General features: G+C 72.8%; 15 protein-coding genes and 1 riboswitch. Of the genes, 5 read left to right on the forward strand and 10 right to left on the reverse strand.

What is annotated here, in order from left to right; translation table 11 throughout:
• Nucleotide 1: 1 nt before the first annotated feature.
• Together L3i22_RS23645 and L3i22_RS23650 are read right to left on the reverse strand one after the other, a co-directional pair.
• The gene (locus L3i22_RS23645) at nucleotides 2-1,462 is read right to left on the reverse strand and encodes an McrB family protein (protein WP_221329129.1); all 1,461 of its coding nucleotides are present in this window, start codon (nucleotides 1,460-1,462) and stop codon (nucleotides 2-4) included.
• Nucleotides 1,463-1,580: 118 nt separating this feature from the next.
• Nucleotides 1,581-2,507 carry a zinc-binding alcohol dehydrogenase family protein gene (locus L3i22_RS23650; RefSeq protein ID WP_221329130.1) on the reverse strand — a complete coding sequence of 309 codons (927 nt, stop codon included), beginning with the start codon at nucleotides 2,505-2,507 and terminating at the stop codon, nucleotides 1,581-1,583.
• An 84-nt stretch (nucleotides 2,508-2,591) separates the two neighbouring features.
• On the opposite strand from L3i22_RS23650, the gene L3i22_RS23655 reads away from it, so the two are divergent.
• From L3i22_RS23655 to L3i22_RS23665, 3 genes are all read left to right on the forward strand, one after another.
• On the forward strand, nucleotides 2,592-3,029 hold the full coding sequence (locus L3i22_RS23655; protein ID WP_221329131.1) for a MarR family winged helix-turn-helix transcriptional regulator: 438 nt from the start codon (nucleotides 2,592-2,594) through the stop codon (nucleotides 3,027-3,029).
• Between the two features lie 137 nt (nucleotides 3,030-3,166).
• Nucleotides 3,167-3,380, forward strand: a riboswitch (cobalamin riboswitch).
• Between the two features lie 93 nt (nucleotides 3,381-3,473).
• Complete coding sequence (gene metE, locus L3i22_RS23660) at nucleotides 3,474-5,711, forward strand: 5-methyltetrahydropteroyltriglutamate--homocysteine S-methyltransferase (protein WP_221329132.1); 2,238 nt, start codon at nucleotides 3,474-3,476, stop codon at nucleotides 5,709-5,711.
• Between the two features lie 86 nt (nucleotides 5,712-5,797).
• Nucleotides 5,798-8,179: a bifunctional diguanylate cyclase/phosphodiesterase gene (locus tag L3i22_RS23665; RefSeq protein WP_221329133.1), complete on the forward strand. Its 2,382-nt coding sequence runs from the start codon at nucleotides 5,798-5,800 to the stop codon at nucleotides 8,177-8,179.
• Here the strand turns inward: L3i22_RS23665 and L3i22_RS23670 are convergent.
• From L3i22_RS23670 to L3i22_RS23690, 5 genes are all read right to left on the reverse strand, one after another.
• Complete coding sequence (locus tag L3i22_RS23670) at nucleotides 8,087-9,316, reverse strand: beta-ketoacyl synthase (protein ID WP_221329134.1); 1,230 nt, start codon at nucleotides 9,314-9,316, stop codon at nucleotides 8,087-8,089. The genes L3i22_RS23665 and L3i22_RS23670 overlap by 93 nt on opposite strands.
• Nucleotides 9,317-9,378: 62 nt before the next feature.
• Nucleotides 9,379-9,735: a hypothetical protein gene (locus tag L3i22_RS23675; RefSeq protein WP_221329135.1), complete on the reverse strand. Its 357-nt coding sequence runs from the start codon at nucleotides 9,733-9,735 to the stop codon at nucleotides 9,379-9,381.
• A 55-nt stretch (nucleotides 9,736-9,790) separates the two neighbouring features.
• On the reverse strand, nucleotides 9,791-10,462 hold the full coding sequence (locus tag L3i22_RS23680) for a class F sortase (protein WP_221329136.1): 672 nt from the start codon (nucleotides 10,460-10,462) through the stop codon (nucleotides 9,791-9,793).
• A gap of 2 nt (nucleotides 10,463-10,464) precedes the next feature.
• A complete protein-coding gene (locus tag L3i22_RS23685) occupies nucleotides 10,465-11,244 on the reverse strand; it encodes a hypothetical protein (protein WP_221329137.1) in 780 nt (259 codons plus the stop codon).
• 79 nt (nucleotides 11,245-11,323) lie between these two features.
• Nucleotides 11,324-12,892 carry a serine/threonine-protein kinase gene (locus tag L3i22_RS23690; RefSeq protein ID WP_221329138.1) on the reverse strand — a complete coding sequence of 523 codons (1,569 nt, stop codon included), beginning with the start codon at nucleotides 12,890-12,892 and terminating at the stop codon, nucleotides 11,324-11,326.
• A 196-nt stretch (nucleotides 12,893-13,088) separates the two neighbouring features.
• On the opposite strand from L3i22_RS23690, the gene L3i22_RS23695 reads away from it, so the two are divergent.
• Nucleotides 13,089-13,808: a hypothetical protein gene (locus L3i22_RS23695; RefSeq protein WP_221329139.1), complete on the forward strand. Its 720-nt coding sequence runs from the start codon at nucleotides 13,089-13,091 to the stop codon at nucleotides 13,806-13,808.
• Between the two features lie 178 nt (nucleotides 13,809-13,986).
• Entirely contained in the window at nucleotides 13,987-14,520 is a 534-nt protein-coding gene (locus L3i22_RS23700) for a DUF3558 family protein (RefSeq protein ID WP_221329140.1), read from the forward strand.
• Nucleotides 14,521-14,560: 40 nt separating this feature from the next.
• Here L3i22_RS23700 and L3i22_RS23705 read toward each other — a convergent pair whose 3' ends face one another.
• The 3 genes from L3i22_RS23705 to L3i22_RS23715 form a co-directional block, all read right to left on the reverse strand.
• On the reverse strand, nucleotides 14,561-15,811 hold the full coding sequence (locus tag L3i22_RS23705; RefSeq protein ID WP_221329141.1) for an RNA polymerase sigma factor: 1,251 nt from the start codon (nucleotides 15,809-15,811) through the stop codon (nucleotides 14,561-14,563).
• Entirely contained in the window at nucleotides 15,811-16,230 is a 420-nt protein-coding gene (locus L3i22_RS23710) for a YciI family protein (protein WP_221329142.1), read from the reverse strand. Before L3i22_RS23710 ends, L3i22_RS23705 begins: the two co-directional genes overlap by 1 nt.
• A 157-nt stretch (nucleotides 16,231-16,387) precedes the next feature.
• Nucleotides 16,388-17,932 (reverse strand): alpha/beta hydrolase, encoded by a 1,545-nt coding sequence (locus L3i22_RS23715; RefSeq protein WP_221329143.1) that lies wholly within the window; start codon nucleotides 17,930-17,932, stop codon nucleotides 16,388-16,390.
• Nucleotides 17,933-18,068 lie beyond the last annotated feature (136 nt).

Here is an 18,068-nt window from a genome sequence, read left to right on the forward strand (position 1 = left end):
CTCAGGCGAGTTCCGCGATCAGCGTCCGGACATCCGCGTCCAGCCGCCCCAGCTCGGCCGGTTGCTCGAACCAGTATTCGGCCAGGTAGGGGCGCAACTGGTACGCCCAGATCCGTTCGGCGACGGCGGCATCCAGGGCTTCCGTCATCCAGTAGGAGTGCCCGGGACTGACCGGCGCCTCGGGCCCGACCCGGTCCCGGATGAGCCGGAACACACCCAGCGCGAGCTCGGCGTTGCCGTCCGGGCGGCCCGCGGTCCACCGGTCGAGCACCTTCTCGTCGGGCGGCAGCGGAAAAGCGTTGAACCGCCGCCGCAGCGCGAAATCGAGCATCGCCAGACTGCGATCAGCGGTGTTCATCGTGCCGAGCAGAAAAACATTCGGAGGTACGGAGAAACGCCGTTGCGAATACGGCAGCGTCACCTCGGTGTCCCGGTACTCCAGCAGGTAGAGCAGCTCACCGAAGACAGCCGCGAGGTCGGCCCGGTTCATCTCGTCGATGATCATCACGAAGGTCTCGCCGGGCGCCTCCCGGGCCCGCTCACACAGCCGCGCGAAGATCCCGGGACGCACCTCGTAGCGCAACCCACCCTCGGACGCCTCCGGCCGCAGCCCTTCGATGAAGTCCTCGTACGAATACGCCGGATGAAACTGCGCGAGCTCGATGTGCGCGGGGGAGGTGGCCAGATGCCGGGCGAGCAGTCGTGCCACGTGGGTCTTGCCGGTGCCGGGCGGCCCGTGGAACACCCCCTGTCGCATCCCGGTGGTGAGCGCCTGAACCCACTGGTCCACCTGCTCGACCTCGAGGAAGCAGCCCTCGGCGACCTCCTCCACGCCGAGTTCCAGCGGCAGTTCCGGCTCGGCCGGCGCCGGCCGAGCGGCGCGCATGACGGCGGTCAGGATCGCATCGGCCTCCTGCGGCGCCACTCCGTGTCTCTCCCGCCAGGCGCGCAGATCAGCGCAGAACGTCTGGTATGCGGTCTGGCTGTTTGCGCTGTATCTGACCCCGGTTTCCTGGGCGAGCCCGAGCATCGTCGCGTTGACGCAGACGCCGAACTGGTCGGGATCGCGCAGGTAGAGCAGGAAGCTGGGCAGCGATGAGCCGGCATGCGCGAACATCGGCCGGAACGTGTAGATCCGCCCGAGCGTGGCCAGCGCCTCGGGGATGGGCTCACGCCACAGCCGGGTCGTCATCCGGTTGAACGTGGCCGGGTCGGTGCCGAGCTTGCTCATGATCGCGCCGGTGAAGCCCGGGGTGAACCGGTCGAACCGCGCCCGGCCGAGTTTGCCGTGCTGATTTATCAATCGGCCGAGCGCGATGATCCGCTCAGCGTCCATCACCCCGAGCTGTTCGTCGAGAAACGCGCGCACCTGATCCTCGGCGGCGATCCGGGCCGACACGAACTCCGGCCCGAACTGCTCACGGACAGCGGCAATGACCTCGGTGGTCCTGGTGACCGACATCCGCCAGTTCTAGCAGCCCGCCCGGCGACCCGTCATCGGCCGCCCCTGCCCGCCGCTCCCGGAATCCGGGTCGGGCGGATCGAACGTCAGGGTCAGGGTGCTGTGGTGACCGGCCGATTCACGGGACGAAGACCAGCCGGTCGCCGGTCTCCGAGGTCCACTCCCGGCCGATGTCCGCGAGCGGCACGGCCCGCGCCCGCACCTCCAGCCCACCCCCACCCAGCGCCCCGGCGAGCTCCGGCAGCTCGGCCATGAAGTCGCGCGGGCTGACCGACCCGATCCCACTGCCGATGATCCGCAGCCGGGCCGCCCGCAGCGCGACCGACGGCACGGCCGCCACCTCCCCGGCGATCGACCCGATCTGGATCCAGGTCAGCGGGGCCCCGCGATCCGCGCGGGCGGTCAGCATCGGAACCATGGCCCGGGCGGCCGGGTCCCCCCACACGTAGTCGATCACCACGTCGACGTCGGCGGCCCGCTCGATCCGGTCGAAGGTGATCGTCTCGTCCGCGCCGAGGCCGGTCAGCTCCGCGAGCCGGTCGGCGTCGCGCCCGGCGGCGATCACCCGGGCGGCGCCGAACAGCTTGGCGATCTGCACCGCCAACCGGCCCGCGCCGCCGGTCGCGCCCAGGACCAGCACCCGCTGCCCGGGCCGGAAGTCGATGCGCCGGCGCAGGGCGACCCAGGAGGACATCGCCGGGTTCATCCCGGCGGCGATCCGGACCGGGTCGGCGCCGGCCGGCAGCACGATGCTGCGGCGCACGTCGATCACCGTACGGTCGGCGAACGTCCCGAGGTTCGTGTCGTCGAGCGCGGCGTACCGCAGGTCGCCCGCCGGGTCACGCACGACGGCGTCGACGCCCGGCACGATCGGGAACCCGCCGGTGCCGCTGTAGTGCGTGCCGCCGGCCTTGGCCCGGGTCAGGTGGTGCAGGCCGGCGGCGAGCACGTCGACGACCATCTCGTGGTCGCCGGCGGCGACCGGGTCGGGCTGCTCGCGGTAGACCGGCGGAGCGTCGAACGAGGTGAGGACGGCGGCGTGCATGAGAACCTCCACGAAAGATAGGTGGGATTACCAACTAATCCGAGGATGGTTGGTAATCCCACCTATGTCAACTAGGGTGTGGGCATGACGTCGGACGCCGTGGTGGACGCGCTGGTCCGCAGCTGTTTCCAGGTGATGGGCGTGCTGACCCGGATCGGCGCGGAGAACGACCTGTCCCTGACCCAGCTGCGCGTGCTCGGCATCCTGCGCGACCGCCGTGCCCGGGTCACCGACCTGGCCCTGTTCCTGGGCGTGGACAAGTCGTCGATGTCCGGGCTGATCGACCGCGCCGAGCGCCGCGGGCTGATCGGCCGCGACCGGAATCCCGGCGACCGGCGGGCGACGGACGTGTTCCTGACCCCGGCCGGGATCGAGCTGACCGGGCGCCTCTACGCCGACGTCCGCCGCGCCCTGGAGCCGGCGACCCGCGAGCTCGACGCGGAGCAGCAGCGGACCCTGGTCACGCTGCTCGACCCGATCCTGATCGGCTCGGCCGGCCCCGGTCCGCTGAGTCCCGCCTGACGCCGGCGAACTTCAGGAAACAATCTTCGATTCGGTACGGACACAGCCCGCCCGCGTCGACCAGGATTCAACCCAGGTTCCTAGGATGCTCTAGCGGGTGTCGCGTGGCACACGGGGGATCGATCGGCTCCGACGCTAGGATGACCGGCAGTGCTGGTTCGCCCCGTCAGCCAGACGGCGGCGTCGTAAGAGGGAACCTGGTGCGAGACCAGGACTGCCCCGCAGCGGTGAGTGGGAACGAAAGCCGTCATCAAGCACTGGACCGCGAGGTCTGGGAAGCGACGGCCGGTAGGCGACCGGAAACGGTCCTGCCCGCGAGTCCGAAGACCTGCCAGCGCCGCGCCCGCCGTCCGGCGGGCGCCGCCGGCGGTCCCTCGGGAGGACCCAGGGGCCGAAGCCCTCCTTCCGTGTGCCCGCCGGGCACTTCGAGGGAAGGAACCCCCTGTGAGCACCGCATTCGGTCAGAGCACCGTGCTCGGCTATCCGCGCATCGGCGCGAACCGTGAGCTGAAGAAGGCCGTCGAGGCCTACTGGGCCGGCACGATCGACGAGGCGGCGCTGGCGTCGACCGCCGCCGGGCTGCGCGCCGAGGTGTGGCAGCAGCTGCGCAACGCCCGTCTCGACGCGATCCCGTCGAACACGTTCTCCTACTACGACCACGTGCTGGACACCGCGGTCGCGGTCGGGGCGATCCCGGCCCGGTTCCGCCGGCTGGAGCTGCCCGCGCTGGACACCTACTTCGCGATGGCGCGCGGTGTCGACGCCGAGCCCGCGCTCGAACTGACCAAGTGGTTCGCCACGAACTACCACTACCTGGTGCCCGAGATCGACCCGGAGACGATCTTCACCCCCAACCCCGCAAAACCGATTGCCGAGTACGCCGAGGCCCGCGCCCTGGGCATCGAGACCCGTCCCGTGCTGGTCGGCCCGGCCACGTTCCTGCTCCTGGCGAAGGGGCCGGATCCGTTCGCCCGCCTCGACGACCTGCTCGACACGTACGCGCAGATCCTGACCGCGCTGGCCGAGGCCGGCGTCGCCTGGGTCCAGCTGGACGAGCCGGCCTACGTCGCCGACCGGACGCCGGCCGAGATCGACGCCCTGCGGCACGCCTACACCCGGCTCGGCGAGGTGGAGCACCGGCCGCGGATCTTCGTCGCCACCTACTTCGGGGAGCTCGGCGACGCCCTGCCGGCGCTGCTCGACACCCCGATCGAGGCGCTCGGCCTGGACCTGGTCGCCGGCCCGGGCAACCTGGAACGGCTGGCCGCGTCCGGGCCGCTGGCCGGGCGGACGATCGTGGCCGGGCTGGTGGACGGGCACAACATCTGGCGCACCGACCTGCGCCGGGCGGTGGCCACCGGCGCGACCGTGACCGCGCTCGCCGACCACGTCGCCGTGTCGTCGTCGTGCTCGCTGCTGCACGTGCCGGTCGACCTGTCCGTGGAGACGCGGCTGGACCCGGAGCTGTTCGCGCGACTGGCGTTCGCCCGGCAGAAGGTCGACGAGGTGGTGCTGCTCGGCAAGGCCCTGCGCGACGGGACCGCGCACCTGCCGGCGCCGCTGCCGGCGACGCCCGCGGCGTGGCGCGATGACGCCGTACGGGCAAATCTTGCGGCCCTGACCGCGGCGGACCGTGAGCGAGGGGAATATGCGCAGCGTGCGGCTGCGCAGCAGGCGCGGCTGAAGCTGCCGGCGTTGCCGACCACGACGATCGGGTCGTTCCCGCAGACCGCCGAGCTGCGGGCGGCGCGGGCCGGGCTGCGGGCCGGCACGCTCGACGCGGCCGGGTACGAGCAGCGGATGCGCGCCGAGGTCGAGCACGTGATCCGGCTGCAGGAGCAGCTCGGGCTGGACGTGCTCGTGCACGGCGAGCCGGAGCGCAACGACATGGTGCAGTACTTCGGCGAGCGGCTCGCCGGGTTCGCCGCGACCGATCTCGGCTGGGTGCAGTCCTACGGGTCGCGGTGCGTGCGGCCGCCGATCATCTTCGGTGACGTGGCCCGCCCGGCGCCGATGACCGTGGCCTGGTCGAGCTACGCCCAGTCACTGACGGCGAAGCCGGTCAAGGGCATGCTGACCGGCCCGGTCACGATTCTGGCCTGGTCGTTCGTGCGCGCCGACCAGCCGCTGGCGGCGACCGCCGACCAGGTGGCGCTCGCGCTGCGCGACGAGTGCCGGGACCTGGAGGCCGCCGGGATCCGGGTGATCCAGGTGGACGAGCCGGCGCTGCGCGAGACGCTGCCGCTGCGCCGGGCCGACCAGCAGGCCTACCTGGAGTGGGCGGTCGGCGCGTTCCGGCTGGCGACCGGCGGGGTCGCCGACGACACCCAGGTGCACACGCACCTGTGCTACTCGGAGTTCGGCGAGGTGATCACCGCGATCGACGCCCTCGACGCGGACGTGACAAGCATCGAGGCGTCCCGCTCGAAGATGGAGATCCTCGGCGACCTGGCCGCGATCGGGTACGGCCGGGGCGTCGGGCCGGGCGTCTGGGACATCCACTCGCCGCGGGTGCCCGCGCACCGGGAGGTGGTCGAGGCGCTGCGGCGCGCGGTCGCGGCGGTCCCGGCGCGGCGGCTGTGGGTGAACCCGGACTGCGGGCTCAAGACCCGCGGTTATGCCGAGGTGGAGGCGTCGCTGCGGCGCCTGGTCGCGGCGGCCGCCGAGGTCCGCGGCAGCTGAACCACCGGGGCGAAACCACCTGATGTGCTGCCGGTTTCGTCCGTACGACTGATCCGCCGCATCGATTCGTGCCGTTCAGTGGCCCAGTGTCTGAATCTTGGTCGTCATCGGCGGGGCCGGCCGGCGGCGTGGTCCCGGCCTGGCGGCCGACCGGGACCCTGCTCCTGGCCGGCGCCATGGTCGTGGTGGCCGCGGTCTGGTTCTCGATCGGACTGGATCACCGCATCCCGTCGCTGGCCGGCTGGCTGCCGTTGTCCGTGGCGGTGCCGAACGCGGCGGTCGCCTCGTGGCGCGCCGCCGGCCAGGGCCGGGCCATGTGGCGGTACGTGTCGGTCGGCATCGCGCTGATCGGCCTGGGCGCCGCCGGGAACGCCTACGACTACTTCAGCGGACGGCAGCAGGGCCAGCACATCAGCGGCGTGACCGCCGGGATCTACGTGTCCGGGCTGCTGGTGATGCTGCTGGGCCTGCTGCGGGTGCCCGGCACCCGGCGTCCCCGGACCGAGTGGACCCGCTTCGGGCTCGACACCGCGACCGGCATCGTCACCGTGCTGACCTTCTGCTGGCACCTGATGTCCCCGCACTGGCACGGCTGGGTCAGCGGCGACATCGGCGGCGCGATCACCCTGCTGATCCTGCTCGCGGCCGGGTTCATCTGCGTCTTCGCGTTCATCAAGGTGGCGTTCACCGGGACCGGCCCGATCGACCGGCGGGCCCTGCACCTGATGGCGCTGACCGGCGCGGTCGGTGCGGCCGGCGGCGCGCTGGCTCCGCTGCTGGCGTCGCGTCCGTATCTGAACACCGCGCACGTGCTGCTCCCGACCACCTGCCTGTGCCTGTGCGTCGCCGCCGACCGGCAGTCGCGGGCCACCCGGGCGGGCCGGTCGGTGCCGCGCCCGGCGAGTCGCCGGCTCAGCCTGACGCCGTACGCGGCGGTGCTGGCCACCGGTGGGCTGCTGCTGTACGGGACGGCCACCCACGCGCCGGGGCTGCTGGTCGTCGCGGCCGGATCGGTGACCGTGGCGACGCTTGTCGCGATCCGCCAGCTGGTCGCGTTGCGCGACAACCTGCTGCTGCTCGACGACCTCGACGCCCGCCAGCGCGAGCTGGTCCACCAGGCGACCCACGACGTGCTGACCGGGCTGCCGAACCGGACCGTCCTGACCCGGGAGATCGACGCCGCGCTGGCCGGCGGACCGGAGGGGATCAGTGCCGCCCTGATCGATCTGGACGACTTCAAGGAGATCAACGACGACCTCGGGCACGCGGTGGGGGACGCCCTGCTGGTGGCGGTGGCCGGCCGGCTCGCCGAGCACCTGCCGGCCACCGCGGTCGTCGCCCGGCTCGGCGGTGACGAGTACGCGCTGCTGCTGCGCGCCGGCGACCACAGCGCGATCCTCGACCGGCTCGCCGAGCGGCTGCGCCTGCCGTTGCGCGCGGCCGGCCACGAGCTGGTCGTCGAGGCCAGTGTCGGGCTGGCGCCGGCCCGCGCCGGGGACGGCGCCGACGAGCTGCTGCGCCGCGCCGACGTGGCGATGTACGAGGCGAAGAGCCGGGGTAAGGGGCGCCGCGCCGGGTACACCGCCGAGCTGGACCAGCGCACCACCGAACAGTCGCGCCTCTCCGCCGACCTGCGCGCGGCGTTGCGCACCGACCAGCTGTACCTGCGGTACCAGCCGATCGTGTCGATGCCCGGTGGCGAGCTGTTCGGCGTCGAGGCCCTGGTCCGCTGGACCCATCCGGAGCGGGGCCCGGTCGCTCCGGCCGTGTTCGTCCCGGCGGCCGAGCGCACCGGCCTGATCGTCCCGCTCGGCGCCTGGGTCCTGGAGCAGGCCTGCCGTCAGGCGGCCGCGTGGCGGGCGCAGCTCGGTGCCGCCGCGCCGAAGACGGTGACGGTCAACGTGTCGGCCCGGCAGCTGCGCGAGGCCGACTTCGCCGCCGAGGTCGGTGCGGTCCTGCACCGGACCGGCCTGCCCGCACACGTCCTCACCGTCGAGGTGACCGAGACCGCGGTCTTCGACGGTGGCGCGGCCCTGGCCGAGCTGAAGGCGATCGCGGCGCTCGGGGTGAACATCGCGCTCGACGACTTCGGCACCGGCCACTCGTCGCTGAGTCTGCTGCGGACCTGCCCGGCCGACATCCTCAAGGTCGACAAGTCGTTCGTCGACGACATCACCGTGGGCGGCCAGCACGCCGTGGTCACCGCCGCCCTGATCCACATCTGTGACGGGCTGGGCCTGCGGGCGGTGGCCGAAGGTGTCGAGACGGCCGAGCAGGCCGAGGAGCTGCAGCGGCTCGGGTACCGGTACGCGCAGGGGTATCACTACGCGTGGCCGCTGCCGGCCGCGGAGATCCCCGCGTATCGGCCGCCGGCGTCATGGGCGGCGCAGGGCGAGCACCGCGTTGTGGCCGCCGAAGCCGTAGGACATGCTCAGGGCCACCGCGGCCGGCCCGGGTTCGGGCAGTGACCGCGCCCGCTCCAGCACCAGGTCGACGTCGTCGTCGACCGTCCGGGTCCCGGCGGTGGGCGGCACCACCCGGTGATGCACCGTCAGGGCGGCGATGACCGCCTCGACCCCGCCGGCCGCCCCCTGGAGATGGCCGAGCGCCCCCTTGGGCGCGGTCACCGGCGGCCGGTGACCGAAGAGGTCCCGCAGCAGCGCGGCCTCCACCGCGTCCCCGAGCACCGTCGACGTGGCGTGGGCGTTGACGTGCACCACGTCGGCCGGCTCGGCGCCGGCGTCGGCCAGCGCCTTGTGCACGGCGATGCGCACGCCGGCGCCGTCCGGCCGCGGCGCCACCATGTGGAACGCGTCCGAGGACAGCCCGTAGCCGGCGACCTCGCAGTAGACCCGGGCGCCGCGCGCGCGGGCGTGCCCGGCCGATTCGAGGATCAGGAGGCCGGCGCCCTCGCCGAGGACGAAGCCGTCGCGGTCCCGGTCGAACGGGCGGGACGCCCGCTCGGGGCTCCGGGCCGGGGTCATCGCCCGCATCGCGGCCAGCCCGGCGATCGCGGCGGGGTTGAGGAAGCCCTCGGTGCCGCCGGCGATCGCGACGTCCACGTGCCCGAGCCGGATCCGGTCCAGCGCGACCGCGATCGCCTCGGTGCCGGACGCGCAGGCCGAGCTGACGGTGCGGGCCTCGCCCCGGACGTCGAGGTCCATGGCGACGGCGGACGCCGGGCTGCTGGGCACGATCATCGAGATGGCGTGCGGTGACACGTGCCGGGCCCCGCGCGTGGCCAGCACGCGATCCAGGGTCATCAGCTCGGCGGCGCCCGGATTGATCGTCCCGAGGCTGACCGCGACCCGGTGCGGGTCGGCCGAGCCGGCCCCGGTCAGTCCGGCGTCGGCCCAGGCCTCGCGGGCCGCGACGACCGCGAACCGGGACGCTCGATTGAGGATCCGGGCCCGCTTGCGGTCCAGCCGGGTGGTGAGGTCGGCGGTCACCGGGGCTCCGATCCGGACCGGCAGACCGGTGAAGGCCGGGTCGTCGAGCAGCCGGATCCCGTGCGCCCCGGCGAGCAGCTTCGCCCAGGTCTCGGGGGCTGTCGCGCCGAGCGGGGTGACCGCGCCCAGACCCGTGACGACCACTCTGTCGGACACCGGCGCTCCTGACCGTCGCGGACCTGATGCGAGCAGGCTAGGAGCACCTAGTTGACGTCCACTTACTCCGCGGTGGACGCGCGGACCTGCCGGATGATCGCGTGGCCGACGACCCGCGGGCCCTCCAGGATCAGGATCTGCCGGCCGGGCCGCAGGTGTGGCTCGGCCAGGCCGGGGACCAGGAAGTCGACCCGGGCCAGCCGCTCGTGGGCGTCCCCGGCGAACTGCTCGACCAGGATGCTCAACTGGTCGGCCGATCCCGGCCAGCCCGGGACCACCTGCTCCTCCCCGCCGAGCGGGAAGACGCAGGTCGCCGCGTAGACCGGCGCGGTGGGCGGCCCGGACCTGCGCCCGCCTTCCGCCGCGGTCAGCCAGCGCACCGAGACCACCGCCGCTGGGTCGTCAATCCGGTCGATCATGATCCCCACCCGCGTCGCGTCTCGGTCATCGCCGCAGATCGTAGTGGGGCGAGGCTCAGGCGGGGTGGGCCATGGTGAGGTCGGCGTAGACCACGATGTTGTCCTCGTAGTGCCCGGCCGCGGTGTCGAAGTTGCCGCCGCAGGTGATCAGGCGCAGCCCGGCGCGGTTGATCGCCCCGTACACGGCGTTGGTGGGGAATTTCGCCTTGGCGTAACGGGCCACCTTGACCACGGTGAACATCGCCATGCTGCCGTCCGCGCGGTCCACGTTGATCGAGTCACCGGCCTTGAGGGTGGTGAGCTTGTTGAACGTGCCGGGCCGGTTCTGGTAGTCGACGTGGCCGGCGAGCACGGCCGGGCCGAGCGCCCCCGGCGTGGGGGCCTTGGTGTACCAGCCGACGGTCTTCGCGTCGGTCGGCACCTGCATGGTGCCGTCGCTCTGCTGTCCGAGGCCGGTCAGCGGCACGTCCACGTCGAGCGCCGGGATGACCACCCGGGTCGGCGCCGAGGTGCTCATCAGCGGCCCGCTGGTCAGGGTGGCGGCGGCCGCGTTGTCGGGCGGTGTCGCGTCGGCGGCCACCGCGGCCAGCGGCGGCTGGGCCGGCTCGTCCTGGTGGCCCCGGACGAGCGCGGTGATGCCGAGCAGGCTGAGGACCAGGACGGCCGCCGAGAGCGCGTAGCGCCCCCGGCGGTTCCCGGCCGGCCGTCGGGTGCCGGTGTCCGTCATGATCAGCTCAGGCGGCGACGGGCGACGAAGGCGCCGGCCGCACCGAGCAGGGCGAGCCCGCCGAGCGCGTACAGCGGGGTGGAGTCGTGGCGGGTGCTGCCGTCACCGGTGGCGACGCCGCCGACCGGCACCGAACCGGCGGCCGCGCCGGAGACCATGCCGCACAGGGCCGGGTCGGTCGCCTCCTCCGGGATGCCGCTCAGGCCGGCCGACTTCGCCAGGGTGGACTCGCCGAGCCCGTCCAGGTCGTACTTGCCGTTCTTGTTGGCGTCGATCCCGTGCTGGACCACGTGCAGGTCCTTGAGGTGGGTGATGGTCCCGGCGGGCAGGTCGGCGGCCGCGATGACCCGGTCGTAGCTCAGGTTGCCCTTGGCGTCGGCGGTCGGCATCCGGTCGATGGCCAGGCCGCTCTTGGGGGCGGTGTCACCCTTGGTGGTCAGCGAGATGAAGATGTTGCCGTAGACCGGCATGCCCTCCTCGGTGCTGACGTATCCGTTGCCGTCCTTGTCCGCCGACATGTCCGGGCAGTGGAAGTCCATGCCCTCGGTGGAGCCGTGCAGGTGCTGCGCGTGCGGCGAGTTCGGGACCAGCCCGGTGGACCGGATGCTGACCTTCAGGTCGCCGTCGGCCATCGCGGTCAGCGTCGCGCTGCCCGAGGCGCCGGAGTGGTTGAGCGCGTCGAGCTTGACGTGCACGCTCTCGTCGGCGAACGCGGCGCTCGGGATCGCCAGCAGCAGGACGGCCGCGGCGGGCAGGGCGAGAACGGTGCGGGAAAGCTTCACAGGGGCTCCTCGTTTTCGGTCACGAGGAATTCGGAGCGGGACCCGTACCGGATTGGCTCGAATGATGAATTTCTTTTCGTCAACGTCCGGGCCCGGGGATCGTCCAGGTGGCCGCCGGGTGCGCCGAGTCGCGGAAACCGTCCACGATGATGCGCTGGATGGGCAGGTCAAGGCTCCACTCGGAGTCCTGGGTGGTCCAGGTCAGGGTGTACGAGCGATCCCCGCCGGCGGCCAGCAGCACCCGATAGGCGTGCCGTCGCCGCCCACTGTCCGGCTGCCACGAGTACTCCCAGTCGGCGCCACCGCCAGTGATCAGAAGCAGTCCCATGCTGACTCGCTGATAGCCGGGCAGGGCCGCCGTCCGTTCGGCGTCCCGCAGCTGTTGCAGCGGTTTGCCGTCGATCGGCCCGCCGGCCCGCACGGTGAACGACCGGGTCCCGCCGGGGTCGCCGAAGCACACGCCGGCGGCGGTGTCCCGGCGATCCCAGCCGCGCGGCACCGGAAGCGCGAACCCGGCGGTGTCGACATGCCACGCCCACCCCTCGGGCAGCGAGATCGGCGCGTCCACCCCGGAGTCGGTCAGCCGCTGGGCCGCCGCGGTGCCGCAGGCGCTCAAGGGACTGACCGCCGCCGCCGAGGGCGGCGTGGCCCGGGCGTCGCCGTGGGTGTGCACCGCCGCGGTGGCACCGACCGCCGCCACGACAGCGGTGGCGACCCCGGCCAGGAGCAGCCCCCGCCGACGGCGCGCCGGCACCGGGGCGGCGGCGGACCGATAGTCGACCGCGCTGCCGGTCGGGCGGCGCGGCCGCGGCACGGCGTGCACCCCGACGGCGCGCCGGGTCACGTCCCGCATCGCCGACCGGGCGGCGCCGGTGCTCAGCCGCCGGCCCGGGTCGGCGGCGAGCAGCCCGGCGATCACCTCGTGCAACGGTCCCGGTTGCTGCGGCGGATCGGGCGCCTCGGCCTGCCGGGCGGCCAGCGAGACGGCGATCTCCGGCCGGGCGTACGGCGGCCGCCCCTCGACCGCCGAGTACAGCGTGGCGCCCAGCGACCACAGGTCGGCCGCCGGGCTGGCGACGCCGTCGCGGAAGCGCTCCGGGGCGATGTAGTTGGGCGAGCCGAGCAGCGGCTCGCCCCGCCCGGACGACCCGGCCACGATCGTGGCCAGCCCGAAGTCGGTGAGCACGACCCGGCCGTCGTCGGCGATCAGCACGTTGTGCGGTTTGACGTCGAGGTGCAGCACGCCCGCGCGGTGGGCGGCGTCCAGGGCGTCCAGCAGCGCCAGCCCGATCCGGGCCGCGTGCTGGTGGGTCAGCGGGCCGTCCCGGCTCACCACGTCGTGCAGCGAGTGGCCGGACACGTACTCCATGACGATCCAGGACCGGCCGATCGAGCGGACCACGTCGAAGATCCGGATGACGTTGGGGTGGTCCAGGCGGGCAGCGGCCCGGGCCTCGCGGACGGTGTTGTGCAGCAGCTCGGTCCGGTCCATCGCGGGCAGCGCGGCCGGCGCCAGCACCTCCTTGACCGCGACCTCCCGGTCCAGGAGCTCGTCGTGGGCGCGCCAGACCCGGCCCATGCCACCGGTCCCGGCCAGCTCGGTCAGGCGATACCGGTCGGCCACCAGGTGGCCGAGAATCTGTTCCACGCCGTCACCGTCTCCCCGGGCGCCCACCGCCCGCTATTCAGGGATTCGGAGCCGACCGGCGGCCGGATTGGTCCACTCTTCCGAGGGATATGTCCAATCTGTTGGCAAATCCACCAATCCGGCGGGCCGGCGGCACCGAATCGAAGGGGCAAGGGCCGTCACCGACGACGGCTCGTGACCCCGAGGGGGCACCACCATGTTCGATCTTCACCGTCAGCGGAGCGGACGCACCGGCGGACTGCGGCGCTGGGCCGTCCCGGTCGCCGTCGCCACGGTCGTCCTCACCGCCGGAGGCGGCGCCATCGCCAAGGCCGCCTCGGCGGCCGCACCCGGGCACGCCGCCGCGACGGCGGCCGACGGCGGGCGCGGCCCGGACGGCTTCGGCATGACCATGGGCAGCCACGCCGGCCACTCGTCGAGCTTCACCTACAACCACGGCTTCTACTGCGACCCGCACGTGAGCACCGAGTCGGCCACCGGCTGCGAGGCCGGCGCGGCCGCAAAGGTGCCGCCGGCGAAGGACTTCGACCCGCTGTTCATCACCGTGCCGCTCGGCTTCACCGCCAAGGGCCTGGACTGCCCGGACAAGCTCACCTGCGTGGACCACCCGATGAGCCTGGACATGACCCGGCTGGCCACGGCGCTCGCTCCGGTGTACAAGACCACCCCGGAGAAGCTGACGCCGGCGCTGCGCAACTTCACCACGCCCGGCCACGACCACTTCATCGGCACGAAGGCCCACGGCAAGGCGGAGTGGTGGGACGTGCGCGTGGTCGGCGTGACCGACGCCGCCACGTACCGCAGCATCCAGCGGCACCAGAGCTGGACCTACCTGAACGGCCTGATCAAGGCCAAGAACAAGCACGTGGTCGGGCCGATCCCGACCAACATGTTCCTGTTCTTCGCCGCCCGCTGACCGACCGCGGGGTGCGCCGGGCAAACACTCCGGCGCACCCCGCCGAAAAGCCCAGGACCAGGATCAACACCCTTTTTCCCGTACGGCGTTGAGCACCGTCACCGGCCGGGGGAGCGGGCCTGGCACGATCGTGGGATGTGTCCCCGGTGGATCCTGCGATGATCACTGAGTGAGATCAATGAGTCACACGGTCCTGGCCGGCGTTTCCCTTCTCGCTCTGCTCGGTGCGGCCGCGGGCTGCGCCAATGACACCACCACCGACTCCGCGGACCAGTCCGCTGCCGACGGCACCCCCGCCGCGGCCACCAAGAAGAAGCCGGCCGTCGACTCCTGCACCCTGCTCAAGGCCGATGAGGTCAAGAAGATCATCGGCGCCAACAGCGGCGCCAAGCCCGGCGGCGGCGTCGGCGAGAGCACCTGCTCGTGGGAGAACGAGGACAACTACCACTCGTTGACCGTGGCGATCGGCAACGCGAAGACCGCGCCGGGCGGGAAGCTGTCGAAGAGCGACACCGACGGGCTGCCCGGCGCGGGCAAGGCCGAGGCGGGTCCGGACGGCATCGTGTTCGCCGCCGACAACACCGCCACCTTCGCCGCCGGCGACCGGGAATGCTACGTGCAGGTCGTCACCGACCCGACCAGCACGAAGGACCGCGACGTGGCGGTCCGGCTGATCAAGCTGATCCGCACCCGGACCGAGGGCAAGCTCTGATTCACCGCGGGTCAGCCGGTCACCGGCTGACCCGCGGCTTTCAGTCCAGCGCGGCGGCCTTGCGGAGCAGGACCGCGCGTTCCCGGGTGTTGCCGCACAGCCGGGCGGCGAGCTCCAGCTCGGCGCGGGCCTCGACGGTCCGGCCGAGCCGGGTGAGCAGCTCGCCGCGGACGGTCGGCAGCAGGTGCGAGCCGGCCAGCCGGTCGGTGGCCACCAGGTCGTCCACGATCGGCAGGGCCGACGCCGGGCCGGTGGCCATCGCGACGGCCACCGCGCGGTTCAGCTCGACGACCGGGGACGGGGCGACCCGGCCGAGCGCCTCGTAGAGCAGCACGATCCGCTCCCAGTCGGTGCCGGCCACCGACGGCGCGCCGGCGTGACAGGCGGCGATCGCGGCCTGCAGCCCGTACGGGCCCAGCCCGCGGCCCAGCGCCGCGGCCCGGCTGATCGCGGCCAGCCCGCGCCGGATCGCCGCCCGGTCCCACAACCGCCGGTCCTGGTCCTCGAGCAGCACCGCCTCCCCGTCCGGCCCGGTCCGCGCGGCGAACCGGGCGGCGGTCAGCTCGCAGAGCCCGAGCAGGCCGTGCACCTCGGGTTCGTCGCCCAGCAGCGCGGCCAGCATCCGGATCAGCCGGATCGACTCGGCCGCGAGGTCGGCCCGCAGCAGCCGCTCGCCGGCCGTCGCGGTCGACCCCTCGGTGAAGATCACGTAGAGCACGCTGAGCACCCCGCCGAGCCGCTGCCGGCGCTGCTCCGGCGGCGGCAGCTCGAAGGGCACCCCGGCCGCGCCGATCGTCTTCTTCGCCCGGGTGATCCGGGCCTGGATCGTCGGCACCGGCACCAGGAACGCCCGCGCGATCTCCTCGCTGGTCAGGCCGCCGACCGCGCGCAGGGTGAGCGCCACCCGGGCCTCCGGGGAGAGCACCGGATGGCAGGCGATGAACATCAGCGCCAGCACGTCGTCGTCGATCCGGTCCGGATCCCAGGGCAGCTCGTCCGGCCCGGCCTCGTCCTCGGCGACCAGCGCGTACTTCGCGTCCTGGACGGCCCGGCGGCGGAAGACGTCGATCGCACGCCGCCGGGCCACGGTCAGCAGCCAGGCCCGCGGATTCGGCGGGACGCCGTCGGCCGGCCAGGAGACCAGCGCCTCCGCGACCGCCTCCTGCGCGACGTCCTCGGCCAGCGCGAAGTCCCCGGTGTGGCGGGCCAGGGCGCCGACGATCCGCGCCGACTCGATCCGCCACACCGCCTCGACCGCGCGCCGCGCCCGCTCCGCGCCCGGCTCGGTCATCAGATCTGGCCGGTCCGCTCGCGCCACGCCTTCTCCCGCACGACCCACTCGTTGTCCTGCGGGAACTCGTCGATCACCGGCACCCGCCGGATCTCACACTTGGCGCCGCTCATCGCCGGCATCCGCTTGGCCCACTCCACCGCGTCCTCCCTGGTCGGGACGTCGAGCAGGTAGAAGCCACCGAACAGCTCCTTGGTCTCCCCGTACGGCCCGTCGGTGACGACCGGGGTCTCGCCGGTGAAGTCGACCACCACGCCCTGCGACGGGTCGTCGAGCCCCTCGGCGGCGATCAGCACCCCCGCCTTGATCAGCTCTTCGTTGAACCGCCCCATCGTCTCGAGCATCTCCTCGAACGGGGTCTCCATCATCTTCGCCATCGTCTCGTCGGTGCCCCGCATGATCAGCATGTACTTCGCCATCGTGACGTCCTCTCGGTGCGCTCGGGCCGGGCCACTTCCCGACCCTCTCACCATGGGATCGAACAGCCCGGCCCCCGGATCGACACGCGGCCCGGAAATCTTGCGAAAATGTCGCGGACCGAAGGAAACCCTGGTGGCGGACCCGGTTCGACCCGGATCAGGAGGCGGCGGGGAAGGGGGCCAGGTCCTGGGCGCAGCGGGTGCCGGCCGGGGGGAGCCGGCCGGCCAGCAGGTAACGCGTGTACCAGTCCTGGACGCACGCGCTGTACCGGCTGGTGTGCCCGAACCCGTCGAGCGTGAGCAGCCGGGCGTTGCCCAGCTCCCGGGACATCCGCACGCCGAAGTCGTAGCGGGTGGCCGGGTCGAACGTGCCGTTGACGACCAGGACGGTGTTGGCGGTCCGCCTGTTCCACGGGCCGGCGTAGCGTTCCGTGACCCTCGGCCAGTTGGCGCAGCCGACCTCGCTGAACGCCTCGGCCCGGCCGAACGTCGGGTTGGCCTTCTCGAACACGTCGGCGAAGGCCGGGTAGAGCGCCGGGTTGCGCGGCAGCGGCGCGTCGGCGCAGTTCACCGCGTAGAAGGCGTCGTTGGAGGTGTAGCCGTAGGCGTCCGGCAGCCCGCCCCGGGCCGGCGGCGTCACGGGCATCGGCGGCGCCGGGGTCGCGCTCAGCGTGGCCGGGCCGCCGAACAGCTCGCCGTAGACGATCTGCAGGATCTGCGCGGTCTCCGGGAAGCTGGCCACGTCGTACATGCTGCCGCTGACCAGGCTGGTCAGGTCGTCGATGGTGACCTCGCCGTAGGTCGGTGAGGTCACCGGCCCCTGCCGGAAGCGGTCCCGCAGCCGGGTGAACTTCGCCTCGGCGTGGCCGGCGAACGCGCAGTCCGGCCCGGCCTTGTCGCACTCGCGGAAGAAGCCGGCCAGCGCGATCTCGAAGCCGCCGGCCCGCTCGAACTTGTTCGCCAGCCGGTGGTTGGCGCGCTGGTCCGGGTCGACGTTGCCGTCGATGATGACCGCCCGCACCTTGCTCGGGAACAGGTTGACGTAGGTGGCGCCGATCATCGTCCCGTAGGAGAAGCCGATGTAGGTCAGCGCCCGGTCACCGACCGCCTGACGCAGCCGGTCCAGATCCTTGGCCACGTTCAGCGTGCTCATGTGGGTCAGCAGCGGGCCGGCGTTGCGCTTGCAACCCTCGGTGTACGCCCGGTTCGCGGCGAGCGTCTCGGCGATCTCCGCCTTGGTGATCGGCACCGCCCGCATCCGGGACAGCAGCGCCTCGGCCTCCTCGTCGGTGGCGAAGCACTGGATCGGGTCGCTGGCGCCGATGCCCCGCGGGTCGAAGCCGACGAAGTCGAACCGGGCCAGCACCTCGGGCCGCACGATCCGGGCGGCCGCCTGGACCAGCCCGCGACCGGCGCCGCCGGGCCCGCCCGGGTTGACGAAGATCGTGCCGAGCTTGTGCGCCTGGTCGTCGGCGGGCCGCCGGGCCAGCGCGATCGTGGTGGTCGGGCCACCGGGACGGTCATAGTCGAGGGGGACCTGGTAGCTCGCGCAGTCGAATCCCGCCAGGGTGGACTCGGTGCACGCCGACCAGCCGACCGCGGCGGCCGGCCCGGCCTGAGCCGCGCCGGGAACGGCGACCGACGCGGCCACCAGCGCGAGAAGCACGCCGGCCCGGGCGGCGATCGATTGACGTACGGCCATGTTTTCGCCTTCCGCTGGGAAGCAGAACCAGCCGCCAATCTGTCACACATAGACGAAGATCGTTGCCCTGCTCGGCCTCGCGATCGGCGGTTGACCGCGAGGCCGGCCGCCCGACATATTGGAGCGCATGAGGCTG

The sequence above is a fragment of the Actinoplanes sp. L3-i22 genome (genome assembly GCF_019704555.1).
Taxonomy (GTDB): Bacteria; Actinomycetota; Actinomycetes; order Mycobacteriales; family Micromonosporaceae; genus Actinoplanes.